Origin of the sequence: Rhizobium sp. CFBP 13644 (assembly GCF_014842165.1) — a bacterium.
Lineage (GTDB): Bacteria > Pseudomonadota > Alphaproteobacteria > Rhizobiales > Rhizobiaceae > Agrobacterium > Agrobacterium tumefaciens_C.
The window spans coordinates 35,863-58,672 of sequence record NZ_JACYVF010000003.1; the positions used below are offsets into that span (position 1 = coordinate 35,863).

A 22,810-nucleotide genomic window follows, 5' to 3' on the forward strand; every position below is an offset into this window, starting at 1 on the left:
ATTCCAAAGGATACTGCAATGACTACATTCACCACCCGCCCTGAAATTCTGGGTACGTTCGGCGTCGTCACATCAACGCACTGGATTGCCTCTGCTGTCGGCATGAGCATTCTGGAAAAAGGTGGTAATGCCTTTGACGCCGCCGTTGCCACCGGTTTCGTCTTGCAGGTTCTGGAGCCGCATCTGAATGGTCCAGGTGGCGATCTGCCCGCCATCATCTATTCGAAAAAGAAAGACAAGGTCGAGGTCATCTGCGCGCAGGGCACGGCACCTGCAGCGGCCACCATCGAGCATTATAGCGCTGAGGGCATCGACCTCATCCCCGGCGATGGCCTGCTGGCGACCGTCATTCCCGGTGCCTTCGATGGTTGGATGCTGATGCTGCGCGATTACGGCACCATGACCGTTCGCGAAGTGCTGGAGCCGTCCATCTACTACCTCGAAAACGGTCATCCTATGCTGCCGCGCGTGGCAGCCACCATCAAGGGACTGGCCGATTTCTTCCAGAAGGAATGGCCTACCTCCTATGAGACGTGGTTGCCGGGCGGGTTTGCACCCGAGCCGTATTCCAGCTTCAAGAACCCAGTTCTCGCTGAGACGTGGAAACGCATCATCGTGGAATCTGAGGCCAGGCCCGGCCGCGAGGCTGGCATCGACGCTGCACGTGACGCATTCTATCGCGGTTTCGTCGCGGAGGCGATCAGCGACTATCTCAAGACAGCGGAAGTCATGGATGCCAGCGGCAATCGCCACAAGGGCGTACTGACCGCAGAGGACATGGCCAACTGGACGGCAACCATCGAAGAACCCACGACCTATGATTATCACGGCTGGACAATTGCCAAGACAGGTCCATGGGGGCAAGGCCCGGTGCTACTCCAGTCACTGGCGATCCTGAAGGGCATCGATATCGGCTCGATGGATCCCGCAGGCGCGGACTTCGTCCACACGGTCGTCGAAGCGATGAAACTGTCCTATGCCGACCGCGAAGTTTATTACGGGGACCCGGACTTCGTACAAATCCCGACACAGACGTTGCTGTCGGACGGATATAATGACGAACGCCGCAAGTTGATCACCGAAAAAGCGTCTATGGACCTGCGCCCCGGTCGCATTCCCGGTTTCGATGCGCAGCATGATCTCACCATGGGCATGCTCAATTCGATGGCAGGCATCGGTGCCGTCTACGAGCCGACCATGTCGCACCTGACCGAAAAACGCGGCGATACAGTGCATATCGATGTCATCGACCGTGACGGCAACATGGTGTCGGTCACGCCATCCGGTGGCTGGTTGCAGTCGTCGCCTATCACTCCCGGTCTTGGCTTCTGTCTCAATTCCCGCGCGCAGATGTTCTGGATGAAGCCGGGCCTGCCAACATCTCTGGCACCCGGCAAGCGTCCGCGTACGACACTGACGCCATCACTGGCCCTATTTGAGGGAAGGCCGACGCTGGCCTTCGGAACGCCAGGCGGTGATCAACAGGACCAGTGGCAACTCTCTTTCTTCCTGCGTTACGCCCATTTCGGCATGAATTTGCAGCAGGCAATCGACCTGCCGCTGTTCCATACCACCCACTTCCCAGGCTCATTCTATCCGCGTACGCGCCAGCCGGGCAATGTCATGATCGAGAGCAGCATAGGCGAGGCAGCACTTTCCGATCTCAAGACGCGTGGGCATGATATTTCCGCAGCCGACCCCTGGACCGTTGGTCGCCTGACCGCGGCGCGACGAGACGCCGACGGTTTGTTGAGGGCTGCCGCCACTCCACGCCTGATGCAAGCCTACGCAGTGGGACGGTAATCGCATGACCTGGTCCATCGTCGCGCGAGAACCCGAAACCGGCCATCTGGGAATTGCCGTTGCCACCCGCTTCTTTGCGGTTGGCGCGTTCGTTCCGCATATTCGCGGCAAGATCGGCGCAATTGCGACACAGGCCTTTATCAACCCCACCTATGGCACGGATGGATTGACCCAACTTGCCGAAGGCAAGATGCCGCAAGAGATCATCGATTCCCTCATATCGAGGGATGAAGGCAGCGCCCAGCGGCAGTTACATATGACCGATGCCGAAGGTCACAACGCAGCTTTCACCGGACAAAGCTGCATTGATTGGGCGGGACACCTGGTGGATCACAACGTGTCCGTCGCAGGCAACATGCTGGCCGGGCCTCAGGTGATCGAAGAGACGATGAGGGTCTACAAGAACACTGTGGGCCTGCCATTTGCCGAACGTCTGCTTCTTGCCATTGAGGCAGGCGAAGCCGCAGGTGGAGACAAACGCGGCAAGCAATCGGCAGCGCTGGTGATCTACCGGGATCAGGATTATCCGTGGCTGGACATTCGCACCGATGACCACGCCGACCCTCTGGCGGAACTCCGCCGCCTCTATGCGGTGGCGCAGGAACGTTATCTGTACGTGGCCGAGACCATGCCGACGCGCGCCAATCCGCATGGAATGCGCGACCGAGCTGAAATCGATGACAAAATAGCAGCTGTGGAAGCGGCGCGAGCAGCGAAGGGCGTGCCTTCTTCGTCCTTCGCGACGCCGCTGAAACCAGCATGATGCCGGGGAAAACGATATGACCGAAGCCGTTAAAACATCGCCGCGCGAAACCGTCCTTTCGGTTCAAAACCTCACCACCTCATTTATGGTGGACGGGGAATGGAAGAGCGTCGTACGCGACCTTTCCTTCGAGGTGAACGCAGGAGAAACCGTTGCCATCGTCGGGGAAAGCGGATCGGGCAAGAGCGTCACCTCTCTCTCCGTCATGCGGTTGCTGGATACGCGCTCCAGCCGCATCGAAGGCAAGGTCCTGCTTGGTGGACGAGATATTCTCGCAATTCCCGAAAAAGAAATGCGCGGGGTGCGTGGCAATGATGTGGCGATGATTTTTCAGGAACCCATGACATCGCTCAATCCTGTCTTCACGATTGGTCGCCAGATTTCGGAAGTGCTGACCCGTCACAAGGGCATGAACAAGGCGCAAGCGCGGGCAGAAACCATCCGGCTTCTGGAAAAGGTTCGCATTCCAAATGCGCAAAGCCGCTTCGAAGAGTACCCGCACCAATTCTCAGGCGGTATGCGGCAGCGGGTGATGATCGCCATGGCGCTGGCATCAAGACCCAAGCTGCTGATCGCCGACGAGCCGACGACCGCACTCGATGTCACGATTCAAGGCCAAATCCTCGATCTCATCAAACAGCTGCAGGAAGAGGAAGGCATGGCCGTTCTCTTCATCACCCATGACATGGGTGTCGTTGCCGAAATTGCGGACCGCACGATCGTAATGTTTCGCGGCGATCAGGTCGAAACCGGCGAAACTGCCGATGTCTTTCACCGTGGCCAGCATCCCTATACCCGCGCCTTGCTGGCAGCAGTTCCTAAGCTCGGCTCCATGGAGGGGCATGAGTGGCCTTTGCGCTTTCCCCGTGTGGACATGGAAAGCGGCGAAATCTCGGAAGCCAAAGAAGTCCCCAATACCGTAGAGGGCGGCATGACGCCCGTTCTTTCGGTCAAAAACCTCGTGACACGTTTTGATATACGTTCAGGGTTGTTGGGCCGGCCAACGGGTGCTGTGCACGCTGTGGAAAATGTCTCCTTTGACCTGTTTCAGGGCGAAACCCTATCTCTGGTGGGCGAGTCCGGCTGCGGCAAATCAACGACCGGGCGCTCGATTGCCCGCTTGGTGGAACCGCGCAGTGGTGAGGTCACTCTAGATGGTTTCGATGTTCTAAAGCTCGATCAGGTCGCGCTGCGCAACATGCGCCGAAGCGTACAGATGATCTTTCAGGACCCCTTCTCAAGCCTCAATCCGCGAATGACGGTGGGCTATGCGGTGGCCGAACCGATGATCAAACACAACATCGCCCCATATTCCCAAGCCAAAGAGATGGCTGCGGATCTGCTGGAACGCGTCGGTCTCTCCGCTTCAATGATGGATCGTTATCCGCATGAATTTTCCGGCGGGCAGCGTCAACGTATCGCTATTGCGCGTGCACTGGCATTGAACCCCAAGGTCATCATCGCGGATGAAAGCGTCTCTGCTCTCGACGTGTCGATCAAGGCCCAGGTGTGCAACCTAATGCTCGATCTTCAGGAGCAATTTAAGATCGCCTTCCTTTTCATCAGCCATGATATGGCAGTCGTGGAACGCGTCAGCCACCGCGTCGCGGTCATGTATCTTGGTGAGATCGTAGAAATCGGCCCACGAGCATCGATTTTCGCCAATCCACAACACCCCTATACCAAGAAACTGATGGCCGCAGTGCCAGTACCTGATCCCGCACGGCGAGGCTTGCGCCGCAATGCTGCGATCGATGAACTGAAAAGCCCAATTCGTCCGTTGGGATACAACAGCCCGGAAAGAGTTTACCGTATCATTTCACCGGGGCACACGGTCTTGGCGTAATGGGGTTATTAATGGAACACCAGTGCATTCGGTTTGAACCGTATCGAACCAGGGGCCCTGAAGTGACAGGCTTCCTTCGCTTTGGCTTTTTGATGATAAAAGACTGGTCGCAGAGACCGGACTTCAGCGAAAAATGAGGCTTGTTGCGCTGCTTCTTCTATAAGGTCGGCGGCCGTCTTTGGCTGCGAGACCATAGCCACTAGGGAGGCGCCTTCCACGACCAGCGTGGACCGGCGCGGCTCGGGTAACTCGTTTACATGCAGCTCTCTAACACGGTTAAAGTGGATTTCAGCCAAGTAGATACCAGTGCGATACCCCAGGTCGATTTGCGTCAGAGGCCCAGCCTCTGGCTGTCAGTATCTTTCTAAAGCCTTATCACGCTCTCGTCCTCCGTTCGCAAAAGATTGCAAATGTTCGGTAAAAGCCTAGCAGGAGGAAAATTCATTATGCAACCTCTAGTAGCGCTCAATCCGGGGCATTTTGAATCCCCTTGATCTGACTTGGTGTCAATCACAGGACATAGCTGATGCTCAAAACGTTATCGGGCGCTCCTAGGCATCTTTGTATTGAGGCACGGGCGTACATCTTGATGTTCGAGAGATTACAAAATTGAGCTCGGCATTGACCATTCGCAATTTCTTCTTTTCCATTTCAAGGAAGGATGCGACGTATTTGTCGAGAAAAGACAGTTGAGAAGAGACATGAGTGAAGCTGCCAATCGACCCAGAATTAACCGCGTTAGCCTCCAGGAGCTCATAGGTGGGCTGAGTGACGGCATCATGCTTGTCGAACAAGATGGGCGCATTGCGTGGGCAAATACTGCCGCAATCGAAATGCACCGCGTGGACGGGATCGATGATCTTGGCGGGGACGCTGCGGGCTATCGACGGAACTTCACGCTGCGGTATCGCAACAATCATCCACTTGAGGAAGGCCAGTATCCGATTGAGCGTCTCTTGTCCGGCGAAACGGTCGATGATGTCACGGTCGAGGTATCGCCGTCAGGCGATCTTGATTTGGTATGGGTTCACACCATTCGCAGCATGGTCATCGCCGATTCCGGCGACAAATCGGATGTGCTAGCTCTGATCATGCGCGATGAAACGCCTCGCTTCGAAGCAGAGGAGCGGTTCGAACGTTCGTTCAACGCAAATCCCGCACCTGGGCTCATTTGCCGCTTGGAAGACCACCGTTTTATTCGCGTTAACCAGGGTTTTCTTGAGATGACGGGATCCGCCAAGGAAGATGTCGTCGGGAAAACCGTGCAGTCGATTGGTTTGTTCTCAAACTGCGAAACGGGCGAGGACGCATTGCACAAGCTCAGCGAGGGTCGGGTGATCCGCCATCGCGAAGCGCTTGTTCCGCTTCCAGACGGTGGGGATCGGCTTGTTATCGTCGCCGGCGAGCCCATTGCTGTGGTTGAAGAGCCGTGCATGCTGTTCACCTTCGCTGACCTCGACGCCCGTCGAAAAGCACAGAATGCATTGCGGCAGAGCGAGGAGCGGTTCTCCAAGTCGTTCCGGCTTTCGCCAGCACCGGCCGCCATATCAAGGCTAGACGATTTTGTGTTCACGGAGGCTAACGACGCTTTCCTGCAGATTTCAGGCTACGGCCTGACGGAGGTCGTAAGCCGAACGGCCGGCGAACTTCACCTGTGGGAGGATATATCCGCCCGGCGCGCGCTGGAGCAGAAGCTGCGCGATAACACCTTTATCCGAAACGAGCCGCTGCGCATGAAGCAGAAGGATGGCGGCATGGCCGATTGCCTCGTTTCCGCAGAGCGGGTCGAGATCAATGACGAGCAATGCGTGATCTGGGCTCTTCAGGACGTGACCGAACGCAGGCGCAGCGAAGCGCAACTGGTGGAGGCCATTGAGAGCGTCATGGCCGATACCTCCTGGTTTAGCCGCTCTATCGTTGATCGCCTCGCGACGCTCAAGCAGGGTTCAGCGGTTCCCCCAACTGCGCAACTGATGGAGCTGAGCGATCGGGAACGGGAAATACTCGGGCTGATCTGCAACGGCCAAAGCGACGCGGAGATGGGAGACAGCCTGCACCTATCCAAGAATACCATCCGCAACCATATCGCATCACTTTACGGAAAAATCGGGGTAAATCGGCGCGCTGCAGCAGTCATATGGGCACGCGAGCGTGGCTTTACGGGCGGAACGGAAGCGAAGTCGAAGGCAAGCAACGGGAAAAAATAACGCTGAAAATGACGTTCACCCCGTAAAAAGGTCATTTGATACTAATTGCAATAGTACTTTCCAATCTGAAATTCCGCCGCCTGTCGTTCTATCTCCTTCATCGTGACGCCGGCACATCCGGGGTCAGATGATCGAAACGCTGTCTGTGGAAAGGATGTATCATGGATAAGAACCGTATCGAGGGTGCCGCAAAAGAACTGAAGGGCACAATTAAGGAAGCTGCTGGCAAACTCGCCGGCAACAAGAAGCTCGAAGCGGAAGGCAAGATCGACAAGGCAGCCGGTGAAGTGCAGAGCACAGTCGGTAAAAGCAAGGACTCGGTCAGGGACGCGCTGAAGTAACAGAAGCGCTTAAACCGGGCTCGCCACGGCTGGCGAGCCATATCTCCCATCCAAGGTCAATCACTATGCTATTTCCGCTGTTCTCGAGCGTGGTCAAGCCCGCTGCAGACTTTGGCGCCACCAGCGCAGCGATAAAATGCCTGTTGGCTTACACCAGTGGCCTCGAAGACTGCCAGATCGATGTTGAAGTCATTGACGGCACCATCAAGCTCACCGGCACAGCTCCGTCCCAAGAGGCCGCACACGCGGCCACCGCCCTCGCCGCCGATTTCAGGTCGGGGCGGGTGACATGCAGCATCCTAGTGATTGGCCACCCAGCTTGAGACCGTCAAGAAAAGGCTCGATCAAGCAATCAGAAAAGGAACGTAATGTGAAAAAGACGCTCTTACTCGCACTGGTCAGCACCCTCGCTATCAGTTCCGTCGCTTCGGCAGCAAGCACGCATCATAACAAGAAGCAGAATAGTCAGCCAGTTGCATCGCAGCCCAAGGAACGCGTCGGCACCCTGTCCTGCGAAGTCGCAGGTGGTATCGGCCTATTGCTCGGCTCCAGCCGTACTGTGGAATGCCAATTTAAACAGCGCACAGGCAAGGTTGAACGCTACACTGGAACGATCGGCAAACTCGGAATCGATGTTGGCGTCACGGGAAAATCCTATCTGAGCTGGATCGTTGTCAATACGACGCCAAGCACCGTCGGCGAAGGCAGTCTTGCCGGAACATATGTCGGCGCATCGGCAGGCGCTTCGCTCGGTGTCGGTCTTGGTGCCAACGCCCTGATCGGTGGAAACGCAAAGAATTTTGGACTACAGCCGCTCAGTGCGGAGGTCGGATCGGGTCTGAATGTCGCCGCCGGTGTGTCGCGCGTGCAACTGCGTAAGGCGAGCTAAATCACCAGCCACTCGCGTTGCATGGATCGCGCTGGACCATCTAGCCTAAGACCAACGCAACGCGAGTTAGCTCCATATTAAGCAGCGCATGAGGCGGCCTTTGGCCTTTGCTCGAAGATATCAGCAGTGCGCTGTTGAGAGGTTGATAACGCGAAACCGCATGCCGAAGGCAAGGGCGGCGGTTCTTCGTCACGTTCCATTCGAAATCTTGGACGGTCAGACACCAGTGTGGATTCGAACGCAGTGACCTGCACTTACCTGTCATCAATCCATTCGGAATGCCCGTGATCGGTATAATGGTGAGACTCCTGACCCACAATTGCGGTGTCCGCAACCACAAGATGGTCGGGAATCGCGTTATCACGAGTAGTTTTGGCTAGGGGTTCAAGGCCGCAGATCACAGCCGCACTCGCGAATTCGCTGCGCTCCATCTACTGCCGCGTTGAAAGGGTTACTAACGTTTGCGAAACGCATGAACTGCCGATGTCTGAGCTCCAGTCGACGCGACCACCTTGTTGCGACCACTCCGCTTTGCAGAATAGAGAGCATCGTCGGCAAGTTTCAGAAGCTCACGCTGTTCCAATTGCCCGTTGCTCGTAACGACACCAATGCTGATCGTGACATGTCCGACTTCGTTGCCGGAATGCTTGCGATTTAACGAAGCAATAGCGTCTCTGATAATCTCGGCACGAGCACATGCTTCCTCCTCTGATGTGTTGGGAAGAAGCACGGCAAACTCCTCACCGCCGTACCGGGCACAACTATCCGACGGTCGACCTATTGCATTCGAAATTGCAACGGCTACCTCCTGCAAGCATCGATCTCCTTCAAGGTGACCATATGTATCGTTGAAGGCTTTGAAATGATCGACGTCTATAAGCAATACAGAAAGTGGCAGCCCTTCCCTCGCAGCGCGTCTTGCTTCGAGATCAAGACGTCTGTTCAGCTCGCGTCGATTGTTGATCCCTGTGAGCTCGTCAATCGTCGCAAGTCTAGAGAGCCGGATATTTGCTGCCTCAAGCTCCGCTTCGACCGCTTTTCGTTTCGATATATCGCGCATGGTAAAAACGAAGTCGCCGCTGCCAGGCATGCGCCGACCACTCACTTCAACCCACAAAAGAGAGCCATCTTTGCGGGCGACACGATATCGCTCACTGCCACCATCCTCAGATCTGCTCGTCTTCCCAAAAAGCTCTTTCACCCGGTCCCGATCCTCCGCAACCACGAGCTGGAGTGCATTCTTGCCAATAAGCTCCTCGGGTTCGAAACCCAGAATTTCGCGGCACGCACCGGATACGAAGGTGCGGGTACCCGTAGGATCGATCACCGTAATCATGTCCGCCGTATTGTCCGCCACGAGGCGGAAACGGCGGTCAGATTCGATCGTCCGCCTTTCAATTTCCTGGGCAACGAGGAGCTTGTGAGCCGTTTTGTTGAGGCTACTGGCGAGACCTCGAAATTCATGAGCCTGCCAGGGTTCAATAACGACTTGGTCGGAAAATTCGCCGTCACCAATGCGCTCTGACTTTTGCACCAGCCGCACAAGTGGGCTCAGTTGTGTCCAATAAGCGATCGTCGCAGACAGCAGAGTGGCGATGACGAAGGCGAGCGCGGACAAGACTATGGCGTAATTTGATCGCACCTGAACGTCCGCAAATGCCTCATTCTCGGGAAGCCCGAGCGAGACGGCCAATGAGCTGCCCGTCGCATCGATCACTGGAGCGTATCCGAAAAATCGGTGGATGCTGTCGAACCCTATCGAAAAGGACGTACCGCCTTGCGGGTTCTGGGCGATCGCTTGGATGAGGGGATGATCAGGAAACGCTGCTCCGAAGGAGCCTATGGCTGGCCAACTGACCAACACACGCTGATTGGCAGGCTCGATGAGTGCGACGGTATGATTGGTGCCAGCTGCGATCGACTTTGCCAGGTGACTGAAAATGTCGAGATTCAGCGAGCCAAACAGGGAGAGTCGCTCGCCGTTCTTTGCCGAAGGCAATCGCATCATGACCGCAACGGTCGGTTTTTTACTGACTGGACCAATCATGAAACGACCAACGACGAGATCATCTGGCGCCGCTTGCGCCATGCGACGTGCAAGCTCTGCATCACCGAATTTTCCCGTCGCTTCAGGCTTGTTGTGGCAAACGATGTTCCCTTGTTCATCCACAATGCCCATGGTCACAAAGACCGGTTGGTTTGCGAGAACTTTTTGGACAAAGCTGTCACAACGCGGGCGATCCGCGGTCTGGAGAGGCGGCATACCCCGCAAGGTCCCCAAAACGACTTTGGCATCGAGAAAAATGCGGGAGAACTTCGCCGCGCTTAGCTGTGCATCGGAGGCGACATTTCTCCTGGCAGCTCTGTCCGCCTCATCGTAGGAAAAGATGATGCCTGCAGCAATCAATGCCAGAAAGGGAAGGATGGCCGTAGAGATCAGCGTGACCATGCGCGACCGCACACCCATCCGATAGAGTATAGACATTCCCTGTTCCCTTGTTGACGTCTCTGGTGAGGCCATAGCACCCAGCCGTCAATGAAGGCCTAACATGTTGCACCTCTTAAATAAGGTTTGCCTGATAATTCTTAGCTTGTGTTTTGGAGCATTGCGGTCGCATGAAGCTACACCGCTTCTCCGGGGGAAGTTTCTGAACGGCGCAGGTTTTTCTCATGCTGTCTCAGACCGTCGAGGTAAGGAGGTCATGCGATGCCCCCCTCGCATATCTTGGCCGTTGGCCTGGCGGCCCGTTAGGGTCAATCGCCTGTCAGTGCAATGTGCCTGCGGTGATGAGCAACTTATTGAAAGGAGAACATCACCGACTAGGACGTGATGATCACACAGGTCTTACAGGGGATCAGTGAGCAACACTGTGATGGCGGCCATCCTTCAAACTTGCTGAAAATGGCTGAAGCAAAAGAGGGGTCGAACCTCTCCTGCCTCGAAGCATCACTACCTCACTTTACAAAACCCTCAAGCACGACCTTGCCTCTGGTCTTGCCGCTCTCGATGGCGGAATGGGCTCGGCGGAGATTGGCCGCGTTGATGGGAGACAAGACCTCGGTCACGGTCGTACGGATCTTGCCCTCGTCAATCAGACGAGACAGCTCGTTCAGCAACTTGCCCTGCTCTGCCATGTCGGCGGTCTCGAAGATCGACCGGGTGAACATCAATTCCCAATGGACGGATACAGATTTCCGCTTGAAGCCGAGTACATCGAGGCTATCGGGGTCATCGATCAGTCCGAACCGGCCCTGCGGCGCGATGAGTTCGACGATTTCCTTCAGATGCCGGTGTGTTTCCGTTGTCGAGAAGACAAAGGCTGGCGCACCGATGCCGAGCGCCGCCACCTGTTCTGCAATGGGCTTGGAATGGTCGATCACGTGATGGGCGCCGAGCGTCTTTACCCAATCTTGCGTTTCCGGCCGCGATGCCGTGGCAATGACGGTGACATCCGTCAGGGCTCGCGCAAGCTGGATGGCAATGGAGCCAACTCCACCTGCACCGCCAATGATGACGATGGCATTTGCTGCACCCGGAACGCGCTTGCGAATATCCAGCCGGTCGAACAGCATTTCCCAGCCGGTGATAGCCGTCAAAGGCAGAGCCGCAGCCTGGGCGTTGGACAAAGTGGTTGGCTTCTTGCCAACAATCCGTTCGTCAACGAGGTGAAACTCGCTGTTGGCACCGGGACGGATAAGCGAGCCTGCATAAAACACCTCGTCGCCGACCTTGAAGTCTTTCGCAGCAGGTCCAGCTTCCACAACAGTGCCGACGGCATCCCAGCCAAGCACCTTCCACTGGCCAGCTTCAGGGCTCGCGCCCTTACGAACCTTGGTATCTACCGGATTGACCGAAATGGCCTTCACCTCAACCAGAACGTCCCGGCCCACTGGCACCGGCTGGGGAAGTTCGATGTCCTGCAGTGCGTCTTCGCGTTCAATTGTGCCTGGCGCCTTGTAACCAATAGCCTTCATGTTCTGCTCCTTTAATGATCAACTGCCTTGGCAATTGATATGTAGGTAAGATGAGGTATTATCATAAAGACGCAATACGCACAAAAAACACACGTAGTATCAAAAAGGATACTGTCATGGCAAAAGCCCGCCATTCGCGCTTCGATTGTTCTCCCGGCTGTTCGGTAGAGGCAGCCATTGGCCTCATCGACGGAAAATGGAAATCGGTTGTGCTTTTTCACCTCCTCTCCGGTACGTTGCGGTTCAATGAGCTGCGGAAGCATATCGTCAACGTCACGCCGCGGATGCTGACCAACAACCAGTTGCGAGAACTCGAGGACGATGGGCTGATCACACGCAAGGTCTATGCCCAGGTTCCGCCCAAGGTGGAATACAGCCTTTCCGAGCTTGGCCGCACCATGGAGCCGATCCTGCTGGCACTTAAGATTTGGGGTGATGTCAATATTGGACTGTACGGCAAGCCACGTGGCCTTAATCCGCAGGAGTTAGCTGGAGATACGCGCACCGAACGGACAGTCGCGCAAGCATCCTGATACATCGTCCATAATCCCGATGTGCGAAATTGACGTCTACATGTCATTTTACAGTCGCCGATAAGCGACGCAGCGTTCAGCGACCGCGGCAAAAGAGATCAAGGTCATCATCACTGCGTCTGCTTCATATGGCGGCAACGGTGGGAAGCTGGCAGATAGAGTGTCGGTTTCAAAGTCCCTAGGATGATGAACGGACTGAGACAACGTGAAGTTTACCAATAGCTTAGATTTTGGGCGGCCGATGCGGACAGTCCAAATGTATTTGAACAGCTATCACTCTGTACTTCACTTAGAACCAGCTCGATTTATTTAGAACTCATAAAGGCTAATGGCATGGTTTGACGTGCTGGCCGAAATTATTGCTTCAGAATCATTGTGCATTAAGCTTTTTCGATATTTCTAAATTTCAATATAAATCGAGCGAGCGATTGTGATGACCCTAAACCCGATTCCAGACGATGACGAAAAACGGATTGAGGTGCTGGATAGTTTCGCGCTGATGGATACCGCGCCCGAGCGTGAATACGACCATATCATACAGATGGCGTCACGGATTTTCGATGTCCAAACTGTTTTGATCTCGTTGGTTCATCGTGACCGGCAATTTTTCAAAGCTCGTATCGGCCTGGATGTGTGCCAGACGGGACGAGATGTTTCATTTTGCACCTACGCAATCATGGAATCCGGCGTCTTTGTTATCCCCGACGCGTCCAAAGATGAGCGCTTCCGATCAAATGCGTTGGTTACGGGGTATCCGAACATTCGATTCTACGCTGGTGCCCCACTCACCACGTCTGAGGGGCATGCGCTTGGTAGCTTATGCTTGATTGATCCGAAACCGAGAGAGACATTCTCGGATCGTGACCAGCGAGTACTTCAGGATCTGGCAGCTATGGTCCTTGAACGAATGGAATTGCGACGGTTAGAACGGGAGAGCGAGACTAGCCGTAACAAATTCATCAACATTACATCCACATCTCCAGACGCCATCATCTGCGCAAATGGCAAAAACCAGATCACGTCATGGAATGCGGCCGCAGAAGAGATTTTTGGCTATTCTAGAGAAGAAGCGCTGGGTAAACCTCTCGATATTATCATGCCCGACGCTATGCGGGCCAGACATGGCGCGGGTCTCGCCAGAGTGGCTTCCGGCGGTCCGCCTCATATCATAGGGACTTCAGTCAATTTGACGGGAAAGCGTCGTGACGGCTCCGACGTTCCAATAGAGCTGTCCCTCTCGCATTGGAGCGAGGCAGGAGAAACGCAGTTCGGCGCTATTATTCGCGATATAACGAGCCGTTTGGAAGCTGTTAAGAAGCTAAAACATGCTGCCGAATACGACGATCTTACCGGCCTTGCAAACAGGGCGAGTTTGAAGCTGCGTCTCCGGCAGGCTTGCGAAAGCAATCAGCCATTGGCGCTCCTCCTTCTTGATCTGGACGGTTTCAAGGATGTCAATGACACGCTGGGACACTCTGCGGGGGATTTTGTACTCAAGATTGTCGCACGCCGTCTCCGAGAAAGCGTGCCTGCGCACCACATGGTGGCCCGCCTGGGCGGGGACGAATTTGTCGTTGTGATGTCTGAAACGGTGGATCCCCTCAAAACCAGTGAGCTTGCCTCGGCGCTTATCGCTGCTATCGAGGAACCTATAGAGTTCGACAACGAGCCCATTCACATTGGGGCCAGTATCGGCATCTCCCTCAAATCGGGCCCTGAAGATGACAGTGAGCAGATGCTCGGGAACGCAGATTTGGCCCTTTATCAGGCAAAGGCAGACGGTCGCCACCTCGTCCGCATATTCACCCCTGAGCTTCGCCAAACGGCTTTGAAAAAAGGATCTCTGAGTTCCTCGATCCGTCAAGCCTGGGAAAATCAGGAGTTTGAGCTCTATTACCAGCCTCAGATCAAACTGAGCGATGGGAGCCTTTCCGGGGCAGAAGCACTGATAAGGTGGAACCATCCGCAGCTCGGCGTCGTCTCGCCTGCTGCTTTTTTGCCCGTACTGGAAACAAGCCTTCTTGCTGTCCCGGTGGGCGAATGGATATTGCGAACAGCCTGCGCGCAGGCCGCGCAATGGCGCAAAGCTGGTTGCGAGAATTTCAGGATCGGAGTCAATCTTTTTGCAGCACAATTCCGGACACGGGATTTTGCCAAATCGGTCGAGGCAGCGCTCTCGGACAGCAATTTACCGGCAACTTCGCTCGAGTTAGAGATAACAGAGAACATCATTCTGCGAAATGAACAACGGATTATGGAGCCGCTTCATCACCTTCGCTCACTCGGCGTGGGCATTGCTTTTGATGACTTCGGCACCGGCTTCGCATCCCTGAGCCTTTTAAAAGACTATCCGGTCACCCGTCTGAAGATTGATCGTTCGTTTGTCAGCGGTAGCGAGCGCAATAAAAAAGACGAGGCGATCGTGGAAGCGGTCGCAAAACTTGCGGCGGGATTTGATCTCGAAGTTATTGCTGAAGGTATTGAGACCGTCGAGCAGGAACGTCTCATGCAGCACTACGCATGCGATGAAGGACAAGGCTATCTATACGGCCGCCCGATGAAGGCGAGCGACTTTAGACATCTTTATCTGACGACTGCTACGGACGAGATTGCGGTAGGAGTTTGAACTCAAGCCCGTCAAATACCTGATCTAGCCTTCAGCGCTCAAACCTTTGCCTGAGCAGTTAGGCTCCATAGTTTTCAAAGATACTTGCAGGTTCTGGTTCCACTGCTGCCGCTCTTGATGAATTGCCTTTAAGCTCTTGCAGAAAGCCAAGAGACGATTTCGTCACCTTGCTGATGAGGTGCATCAGCGTCAGGCGTTCGGACTCATCCAGTGCCTCCAGCATCCGCCGGTTGCGGTCGCGTGAGAGGATCATCAGGCTATTGACCAGATCGCGGCCGGATGGCGTCAGCGATAACAAATTGATGCGTTTGTCATAGGTATCTGTCTTGCGGATTATCAACCTGCGGCGCTCAAGGCTGGCAATCAATCGACTGGTCTGGCTTTTCTGGATTCCGGCACGTTGAGCAAGCAAGTTCATCGGAGCGCTTCCAAGAAAGTCCAGAATGGCCAAGGCCCTCCATTCCTGGCTCGTCAGCCCAGCGTCTTCCAGCATATATAACATCGTGGCCTGCGAAGATACTGACGCAAGACGTTGAAGATTATAGGAAAACAGATAGCGCACATCGGACGTGTCGTCGCCAATACCGTCAAGCGGGGCTGTGGGTTGGGGGGCATACATATGGTTTTTGCTCGCGCTTATAGGTGGATGCAGAGAAACTGAATAAATCCAAATGTTTCCTAACTCTTTCACAATGTCAACCATTTGGTTGTAGAGCTGGCCCATGTGGTTCAATCGTCAAAGTTGTGGCACGCCTCCTTTGGAGTTGGATCGAACGTACCAACCAGCGTTCGTCAGACACGTCCTAAGCTTTTTCTCTTTAATGTCTCCAACGCCCTCTGCACGCTCCGTGCAGCCATGCCTAACAATTTGGTCCTCCTTGCCTAACAATTAATTAGTTGCTCAAAGCAATTAATTAGTTCCATTTGCAACATTCGAAACGGAACAGGGGGGAGACCTGAGATGCAGAGTTATTTGAGGATCGTGTTGGCATCGGCCTTGTGCCTTGCTGGAGCAACATCGGTATCGGCACGCGATCTTGTGTTTGCGCGAACCACTGAACACGCGGCCATTGACCCGCTCTTCAATGCGGCCGGGCCAGAAGCATCCACGACGCCCAATATGTTTGAGTCTCTTGTGACCTATGACAAGGACTTCCAGATCCAGCCATTGCTGGCAACATCCTGGCGCATCGTCGATCCGACAACCTGGGAGTTCGATCTGCGAGAGGGCGTGACGTTCCACGACGGCAGTCCGTTCACCGCTGAGGACATCATTTTTTCGTTTAAGCGAGCCGAGGCAACCACGACTTCGACAGCTAATTTTGCCCGCAATCTCAAAGAGGTGAAGTTGGTCGAAGCGATCGGCCTACACAAGATCAGGGTGCAGACAAACGAACCCTCCCCCTTGCTGATTGATCAGCTCGGCGAAGTGCCGATCATATCGCATATTGCAGGGGCAGGCATGAACACGGAGGATTACAATACCGGCAAGGCGGCCATCGGCACCGGCCAGTATAAGTTCGTACGTTGGCTGCGCGGCGACCGGCTGATGCTGACGGCCAACGAAAACTACTGGGGTGAAAAGCCGAGATTCGACAATGTCACATACCGGTTCATCTCGAACAATCCGGCGCGTATCGCAGCGTTGTTATCAGGCGAAGTCGACATTATCGAAAATGTGCCCCCGACCGATCTTGATACCATTCGAGCACGCGGCAATCTCAACATAAGCCAGGGCCTGACCACGCGCCTCACCCATCTTCAACTGGATACGGCGCGCGACGTTTCACCCTGGGTGACCGACCTTAATGGCAAGCCGATGACGGTCAATCCGCTGAAAGATCCGCGGGTGCGCCAGGCACTTTCGCTGATGATCGATCGCAATCTTCTCGTGAAACGGATTGCCAACGGCCTGGGTGCACCAGCAGGCCAGGTCGTGCCGCCTGGCCTTGGCGGCTACAATCCCGATCTGACCCCCGATCCGTACGATCCAGCGCGCGCAAAGCAATTGCTGATCGAGGCGGGGTATCCCCAGGGATTTGGATTGACGATCCATTCCACCAACGACCGTTTCCCTGAAGATTCTGCATCGCTTCAAGCCATCGCGCAGTTCTTTTCGCGTGGGGGCGTGAAGATCAACTCGGTCGACTCGGTACCATTCAGCGTGATCCTGCAAATGCAAAGGGACCGCCAGCTGAGCCTCTTCCAATATGCGTATAACGGCTGCTGCCCAAATGCGTCGGCTTTTCTGCGCAACATGATGGCGACGAACAACCCAGAAGCCGGTTTAGGCGCATCGAACAGAACCATGTTCAGCAATCCGCAATTTGATGAATTGTTCATCTCCGGCTTGCAGGAAATGGATGAGACCAAGCGAAACGCCAAACTCGCGGAAGCGACGGCGCTTGTGATGAAAGAGGGACGTGGTCACCTGATCCCTCTTTACTGGCAGTCCCACGCGTGGGCGAGCAAGTCGGACCTGACCTATGACGCTAATCTCATGGATCGCAGCCTGATCCGTTTCGTCAACATCGTGAAATAGACGAACACCGTTCGAGCCTTCCCTACGCACGGGGCGCACCAAACGTCCGTCGCCCCTTCGGCCACTTAAAAGGAAATCGAGATGTCGCTGAGTTGGTTCATCCAGCGTCTGAGCCAGGCATTGCTTGTCGTGCTTGTGATGACAATTATTGTTTTCGTCGGCCTGCATCTAATCGGAAACCCAGTGGACATTCTCATCAGCCCACTGGCCGATCAGCAGGACCGCGAGCGTCAGCTTATCCAACTGGGGCTGGATCAGCCACTTTGGAAACAGTATCTCGACTTCCTGGGTGGGGCGTTGCACGGCGACATGGGCCGCAGCTTCGTTTACAATGCGCCCGCCCTGCAGATCATTCTGGAACGCGCACCGGCAACATTCGAACTGGCTTTCGGCGCCGTCTTTTTATCGATCATCATCGGAATTCCCCTGGGCCTTTACGCTGGGTTCTATCCCGACACCATCTCGGGTCGCGTGATCATGTCTGGAAGTGTGCTGGGTTTTTCTCTTCCGTCCTTCTGGGTCGGCGTCATGCTGATCATGGTATTTTCGGTCAGTCTGGGTTGGCTACCGTCATCGGGACGTGGCGAGACTGTTAATGTGTTGGGCATCGAGTGGAGCTTTCTGACCCTCAATGGCCTGGCGCACATGGCACTACCAACGCTCAATCTGGCCATCGGCAACATAGCCCTGGTCTTGCGATTGACCCGATCGGGTGTGCGCGAAAACATTTCGATGGACTACGTCAAGTTTGCCCGTGCGAAAGGGTTGGCACCCCGCAGGATCGTGTTTGTTCATATCCTGCGCAATTTGCTGATCCCGATTGTCACCGTCACCGGACTGGATTTCGGGCGTCTGATCGCCTTTGCCATTATCACCGAGAGCATCTTCGCCTGGCCCGGCATGGGCAAGCTGATCATCGATAGTATCACGGTGCTCGATCGCCCGGTCATCGTGTCCTACCTCGTGATGATCGTCATCCTCTTCGTCATCATCAATCTGATCGTGGACGTTCTTTATACGATCCTTGATCCCCGGATCCGCGTGGAGAACCGCAATGACTGACACTCCCTTAGCGCAGAGCGAGCCGCACTCAATCGGCGCAGAATCTGGGCGACTTTCGATGTTCATGCGTGACTTCCTATCAAACCCGGTTGCTGCCGTGGGTGCCGCGGTCTTTCTGACCATCGTGTTTCTGGCCATCGCCGCCCCCTTGGTTTCCCCTCAGAACCCCTATGATCTGATGACGATCAACTTCTTCGACTCTCGCTTGCCGCCGGGCACCGTTTCCCCCGACGGCATGACCTACCTGCTGGGCACGGACGAGCAGGGTCGAGACATGCTCTCAGCCATCATCTATGGCCTGCGTATTTCCCTGTTGGTTGGGGTGGGCTCCGCCATCATCGCCGGCATCATAGGCAGCACCATCGGGTTGATTGCTGCCTATGCAGGCGGGCGTGTCGATGCATTCCTGATGCGGCTGGTTGATCTGCAATTGTCGTTTCCGTCCATCCTCATAGCCCTGATGTTGCTCAGTGTGCTTGGCAAAGGCATCTTCAATGTCACACTAGCCTTGGTTCTGGTGGAATGGACCATCTATGCGCGCGTTGCCCGAAGCGCTGCGCTTGTCGAAAAAAAGAAAGAATATATGGAAGCCGCCGCCTGCCTCGGCATCCCGAAGTGGCGGCAAGTCATGCAGCACCTTTTACCGAACTGTATGCCACCGCTGATCGTCATCTGTACCATCCAGATCGCCGGTGCGATCGGCCTGGAGGCCACCCTTTCGTTCCTTGGTCTCGGTGTACCCTTGACCGAACCATCCCTGGGTCTCCTGATTTCGAACGGCTACAGCTTCATGCTGTCAGGGGCTTACTGGATCAGTTTCTTTCCCGGCATTGCCCTCCTGGTCACGATTGTCTCGATCAATCTCGTCGGTGACCATCTCCGCGATGTCCTTAACCCGCAGAACCAAAAATGACTGATATCACACTCTCCGTCCGCGATCTTGAGACGCGGTTCATCACTCGTGCCGGTACGCTGGTTCCTGTTAACAAGATCTCTTTCGATATCCGCCGCGGCGAAATCATGGGGCTGGTCGGTGAAAGCGGCTCCGGCAAAACCGTCACTGGCTTCTCAATCATGGGTCTGGTTGATCCACCCGGCCGCATCACCGGCGGCGAAATCCTGTTTCAGGGGCGCAACCTGATCGGCCTTTCTGAGCCGGAGATGCGCCATTTGCGCGGCAACCGCATCGCGATGATTTTCCAGGATCCGATGATGACGCTGAACCCCGTTCTGCGGATCTCCGAGCAGATGATCGAAACTGTCCTTGCGCATGAAAAGGTGTCGCGAAAGGAAGCTTGGGAACGGTCGCGCGACGCGCTTGGCAGCGTTGGCATTCCCAGCCCCGCTGAGCGTATATCGGCCTATCCCCATGAGTTTTCCGGGGGGATGCGGCAACGTGTGGCAATAGCCATCGCGATGCTGCACCGGCCTGATCTGATTATCGCAGACGAACCCACGACCGCTTTGGATGTGACCATCCAGGGCCAGATCCTTTCTGAAGTGCAACGTCTGGGACAGACCTACGGCACCTCGATCATTTGGATCACGCATGATCTGTCGGTGGTTTCGGAACTCGCGGATACCGTTGCGGTCATGTATGCCGGAAAGATCATCGAGAGCGGGCCCGTAGATAAGGTGCTTGGTGCGCCGCGCCATCCCTATACGCACGGCTTGATCGGCAGCGTGCCTGGCGCGCATGTCACCGGGCGACATCTGGCACAGATTCCCGGCATGACGCCAAATCTCTTGAATCTTCCCGAAGGCTGCGCCTTTCGGGAGAGGTGTGAACGCGCCGACGAGCTCTGTCGCACGACACCGCCTTTGACCCATATGGCTCCGGCTAGAAGCGTCCGCTGCCTGCATCCGATCGAGGCTGACACATGACCCAAGCGCCTATCGTTATTGAAGCGAAAAACCTGAGCAAGACCTTCGGCGGCCACCAGTCGCTGCTTTTAAAGACCGGTCGCCGCCTTGGTATCCCACTGAAGCAGCCTTCCGTTGTCCATGCAGTAGATGGCGTCAACCTGCAGATCCGGCGAGGCGAAGTGCTTGGACTTGTTGGTGAAAGCGGATGCGGAAAGTCGACGCTGGGCCGGATGCTCGCCGGTATTACGCCGCCCTCAAACGGTGAAATTCACCTCAACGGTGAAAACCCTTATGCTCTTTCGGCGAAAAAGGCCCGCAGTGCGCTTTTAAGGGTGCAGATGATTTTTCAGAACCCCTATGCCAGCCTCAATCCGCGCCACCGCGTTGCGCAGATTATCGGTCAGGCACCGCATCTGCATGGTCTCGTCCGGCGGTCGGAGCTGGAAGATTATGTTGATCTGCAGATGAAGCGCTGCGGCCTCGATACCGCCTTCAAACGTCGCTTTCCCCACCAGTTCAGCGGTGGCCAGCGCCAACGCGTCGGCATCGCCCGTGCTCTGGCCGTCAACCCGGAGGTGGTCATTTGCGACGAAGCCGTAGCAGCGCTTGATGTCTCCATTCAGGCCCAGATCATCAATCTGTTCGTGGATCTCCAGTCGGAACTGGGTCTGACCTATCTCTTTATCAGCCATGACCTTGGCGTCGTGCGCCATCTGTCTGATCGGGTGGCGATCATGTATCTCGGCCGCATTGTCGAGCAGGGAACGAAAACCGACATCTTTGAGCGGGCCAATCATCCCTATACACAGGCCTTGCTGTCGCAAATCCCGCGCATGGATCGCCGCTCGACCAAATTCCCTTCCATCAAGGGCGAGATACCCTCACCGCTGGCACCGCCCCCAGGCTGCCATTTCCATCCTCGCTGCGTTCACGCCATGGATATTTGCCGCCGCAGCGTGCCGCCACTGCGCGAGATTGCACCGGGCCATCTGGGTGCCTGTCACCTCAACGATATCCCCAATGCGCCGTCGCAGCAGCCCCTTAACAAACGGACCGTTTAAAATGACCTCTGAGCCTCAATCGAAATTCTTCAACTCCAACGGCGTTCGTATCCACTATCTTGAGGCGGGGGAAGGCGTGCCGGTGCTGATGATGCATGGCTTTTCAGGCACCGCAGAGCGACAGTTCGGGACGCCGGGCGTGATCCGTGCTCTGGCTGCGAATTATCGTGTGTTGGCGATTGATGGACGCGGCCATGGGCAAAGCGACAAACCCTACGACCCCGCCGTTTATGGTCCGGAAATGGGCCAGGATTTGCTGCGCTTGCAGGACCATATCGGCGTCACGCGCAGCCATATGATCGGTTATTCCCTTGGGGCTATGGTGCTGGCCAATCTCGTTTGCCACCGGCCAGAGCGTTTCCTGTCCTGCGTTCTCGGCGGCGCCACAGGACGCTTCAACTGGAGCGAGGCAAAGCAAAGGCAGTTGGAGCTGGAGGCGGCCGAACTGGCTGACGGATCGCAACGATCCCAGATTTTGCGCCTTTGGCCAGAAGGCCGCGATCTTCCCGACGAAGACTATATCGCTGAACGTTCAAGGCTATCGCTTGCTGGCCAGGATGTTCGTGCGCTGGCCGCATCCCGGCTGGGCGGCGGGCGTCTGGTTGTCCAGCCCGAGCAGATGAAGTCCGTGCAGGTGCCGGTTTTAGGCATCGTTGGTACTGACGATCCTTATACAGACGATTTCCATGAGCTGGAGCAGATCATGCCGAAACTTGAGGTCAAACGGATCGAAGGCGCTGACCATTCCAATACGACAGCAAGACGGGAGTTTTCGACCGAATTGCTCCGTTTTTTCGAAACCGTCAATCGAGATATGTCGATTGCTCAAGGCCTTGAGATATCTTCGGCAGATTGACAGCCAATCATCATAGTTCGATCTTCCCCAAGAAAAATAAGCCGACGCGTCCGCGACATCCAAGATAATGGATATCTATAAGACTTACTGGTTTCGTTGTGCAAGAATGCCGATTTGCGCAAATGCGCGGATCGGCTTGGAACCTGGACAAGTGAGGCTGACTGACGTTTCCCCCAAGTTTTATCCAGTTTTGAGTTCGCTCCAGTGGTTTTGGGTTGCTGTATTCGGGGCGGTAGCGGCGGGTTGCGGTGCGGAGCCAATTTGGCTTCGCAGCATCTCATCTCATCTCATCTCATCTCGTGACCGTGCCCGCCTCGTGCTCCTTCAAAATGCCGATGATCTGTTTGTCTGTAAAACGGTTGGGCTTCATTCCCTGGTCCTCTCAATGGGCCAGACTTTACTCAAAATGGATTATTTCAAGGGGGCAACGTCATTGCCCG

The 22,810-nt window shown here is 55.4% G+C and carries 18 protein-coding genes; 15 read left to right on the forward strand and 3 right to left on the reverse strand.

All coding sequences use genetic code 11. The annotated features are described in order from the left end of the window. Positions 1-18 precede the first annotated feature (18 nt). The 7 genes from IFT53_RS09715 to IFT53_RS09745 all read left to right on the forward strand — a co-directional run bounded on the left by IFT53_RS09715 (position 19) and on the right by IFT53_RS09745 (position 7,849). Positions 19-1,803: a gamma-glutamyltransferase family protein gene (locus IFT53_RS09715; protein ID WP_192064527.1), complete on the forward strand. Its 1,785-nt coding sequence runs from the start codon at positions 19-21 to the stop codon at positions 1,801-1,803. Positions 1,804-1,807: 4 nt separating this feature from the next. Beyond that, entirely contained in the window at positions 1,808-2,566 is a 759-nt protein-coding gene (locus IFT53_RS09720; RefSeq protein WP_192064528.1) for a DUF1028 domain-containing protein, read from the forward strand. 16 nt (positions 2,567-2,582) lie between these two features. Beyond that, on the forward strand, positions 2,583-4,412 hold the full coding sequence (locus IFT53_RS09725; RefSeq protein ID WP_192064529.1) for an ABC transporter ATP-binding protein: 1,830 nt from the start codon (positions 2,583-2,585) through the stop codon (positions 4,410-4,412). Positions 4,413-5,113: 701 nt separating this feature from the next. After that, entirely contained in the window at positions 5,114-6,619 is a 1,506-nt protein-coding gene (locus IFT53_RS09730; RefSeq protein WP_192064530.1) for a helix-turn-helix transcriptional regulator, read from the forward strand. Positions 6,620-6,780: 161 nt separating this feature from the next. Beyond that, positions 6,781-6,960 carry a CsbD family protein gene (locus IFT53_RS09735; RefSeq protein WP_192064531.1) on the forward strand — a complete coding sequence of 60 codons (180 nt, stop codon included), beginning with the start codon at positions 6,781-6,783 and terminating at the stop codon, positions 6,958-6,960. A gap of 65 nt (positions 6,961-7,025) precedes the next feature. Then, entirely contained in the window at positions 7,026-7,283 is a 258-nt protein-coding gene (locus IFT53_RS09740) for a BON domain-containing protein (RefSeq protein ID WP_192064532.1), read from the forward strand. 47 nt (positions 7,284-7,330) lie between these two features. Then, entirely contained in the window at positions 7,331-7,849 is a 519-nt protein-coding gene (locus IFT53_RS09745; protein WP_192064533.1) for a DUF992 domain-containing protein, read from the forward strand. Between the two features lie 454 nt (positions 7,850-8,303). Here the strand turns inward: IFT53_RS09745 and IFT53_RS09750 are convergent, their stop codons facing one another. Beyond that, positions 8,304-10,298: a diguanylate cyclase gene (locus tag IFT53_RS09750; RefSeq protein ID WP_192064534.1), complete on the reverse strand. Its 1,995-nt coding sequence runs from the start codon at positions 10,296-10,298 to the stop codon at positions 8,304-8,306. A gap of 506 nt (positions 10,299-10,804) precedes the next feature. Next, positions 10,805-11,824 carry a zinc-binding alcohol dehydrogenase family protein gene (locus IFT53_RS09755; protein WP_192064535.1) on the reverse strand — a complete coding sequence of 340 codons (1,020 nt, stop codon included), beginning with the start codon at positions 11,822-11,824 and terminating at the stop codon, positions 10,805-10,807. 116 nt (positions 11,825-11,940) lie between these two features. Here IFT53_RS09755 and IFT53_RS09760 point away from each other — a divergent pair, with 116 nt between their 5' ends. Both IFT53_RS09760 and IFT53_RS09765 read left to right on the forward strand, forming a co-directional pair. Then, on the forward strand, positions 11,941-12,357 hold the full coding sequence (locus IFT53_RS09760) for a winged helix-turn-helix transcriptional regulator (protein ID WP_192064536.1): 417 nt from the start codon (positions 11,941-11,943) through the stop codon (positions 12,355-12,357). 433 nt (positions 12,358-12,790) lie between these two features. Beyond that, positions 12,791-14,983, forward strand: a complete 2,193-nt coding sequence (locus tag IFT53_RS09765; protein ID WP_192064537.1) for a putative bifunctional diguanylate cyclase/phosphodiesterase — start codon at positions 12,791-12,793, stop codon at positions 14,981-14,983. Between the two features lie 58 nt (positions 14,984-15,041). On the opposite strand, the gene IFT53_RS09770 is transcribed toward IFT53_RS09765, so the two are convergent. Continuing rightward, positions 15,042-15,707 (reverse strand): MarR family winged helix-turn-helix transcriptional regulator, encoded by a 666-nt coding sequence (locus tag IFT53_RS09770; protein WP_192064538.1) that lies wholly within the window; start codon positions 15,705-15,707, stop codon positions 15,042-15,044. A 237-nt stretch (positions 15,708-15,944) separates the two neighbouring features. Here IFT53_RS09770 and IFT53_RS09775 point away from each other — a divergent pair, with 237 nt between their 5' ends. The 6 genes from IFT53_RS09775 (at position 15,945) to IFT53_RS09800 (ending at position 22,370) form a co-directional block, all read left to right on the forward strand. Then, positions 15,945-17,525, forward strand: coding sequence for an ABC transporter substrate-binding protein (locus tag IFT53_RS09775; protein ID WP_192064539.1), 1,581 nt, complete (start codon positions 15,945-15,947; stop codon positions 17,523-17,525). Between the two features lie 81 nt (positions 17,526-17,606). Beyond that, entirely contained in the window at positions 17,607-18,587 is a 981-nt protein-coding gene (locus tag IFT53_RS09780) for an ABC transporter permease (protein ID WP_042618814.1), read from the forward strand. Continuing rightward, a complete protein-coding gene (locus tag IFT53_RS09785) occupies positions 18,580-19,500 on the forward strand; it encodes an ABC transporter permease (protein WP_192064540.1) in 921 nt (306 codons plus the stop codon). The genes IFT53_RS09780 and IFT53_RS09785 overlap by 8 nt, the downstream gene beginning before the upstream one ends. Beyond that, the gene (locus tag IFT53_RS09790; protein ID WP_192064541.1) at positions 19,497-20,471 is read left to right on the forward strand and encodes an ABC transporter ATP-binding protein; all 975 of its coding nucleotides are present in this window, start codon (positions 19,497-19,499) and stop codon (positions 20,469-20,471) included. Before IFT53_RS09785 ends, IFT53_RS09790 begins: the two co-directional genes overlap by 4 nt. Next, positions 20,468-21,514 carry an ABC transporter ATP-binding protein gene (locus IFT53_RS09795; RefSeq protein WP_192064542.1) on the forward strand — a complete coding sequence of 349 codons (1,047 nt, stop codon included), beginning with the start codon at positions 20,468-20,470 and terminating at the stop codon, positions 21,512-21,514. Before IFT53_RS09790 ends, IFT53_RS09795 begins: the two co-directional genes overlap by 4 nt. 1 nt (position 21,515) lies before the next feature. Next, complete coding sequence (locus IFT53_RS09800; protein ID WP_192064543.1) at positions 21,516-22,370, forward strand: alpha/beta fold hydrolase; 855 nt, start codon at positions 21,516-21,518, stop codon at positions 22,368-22,370. Positions 22,371-22,810 lie beyond the last annotated feature (440 nt).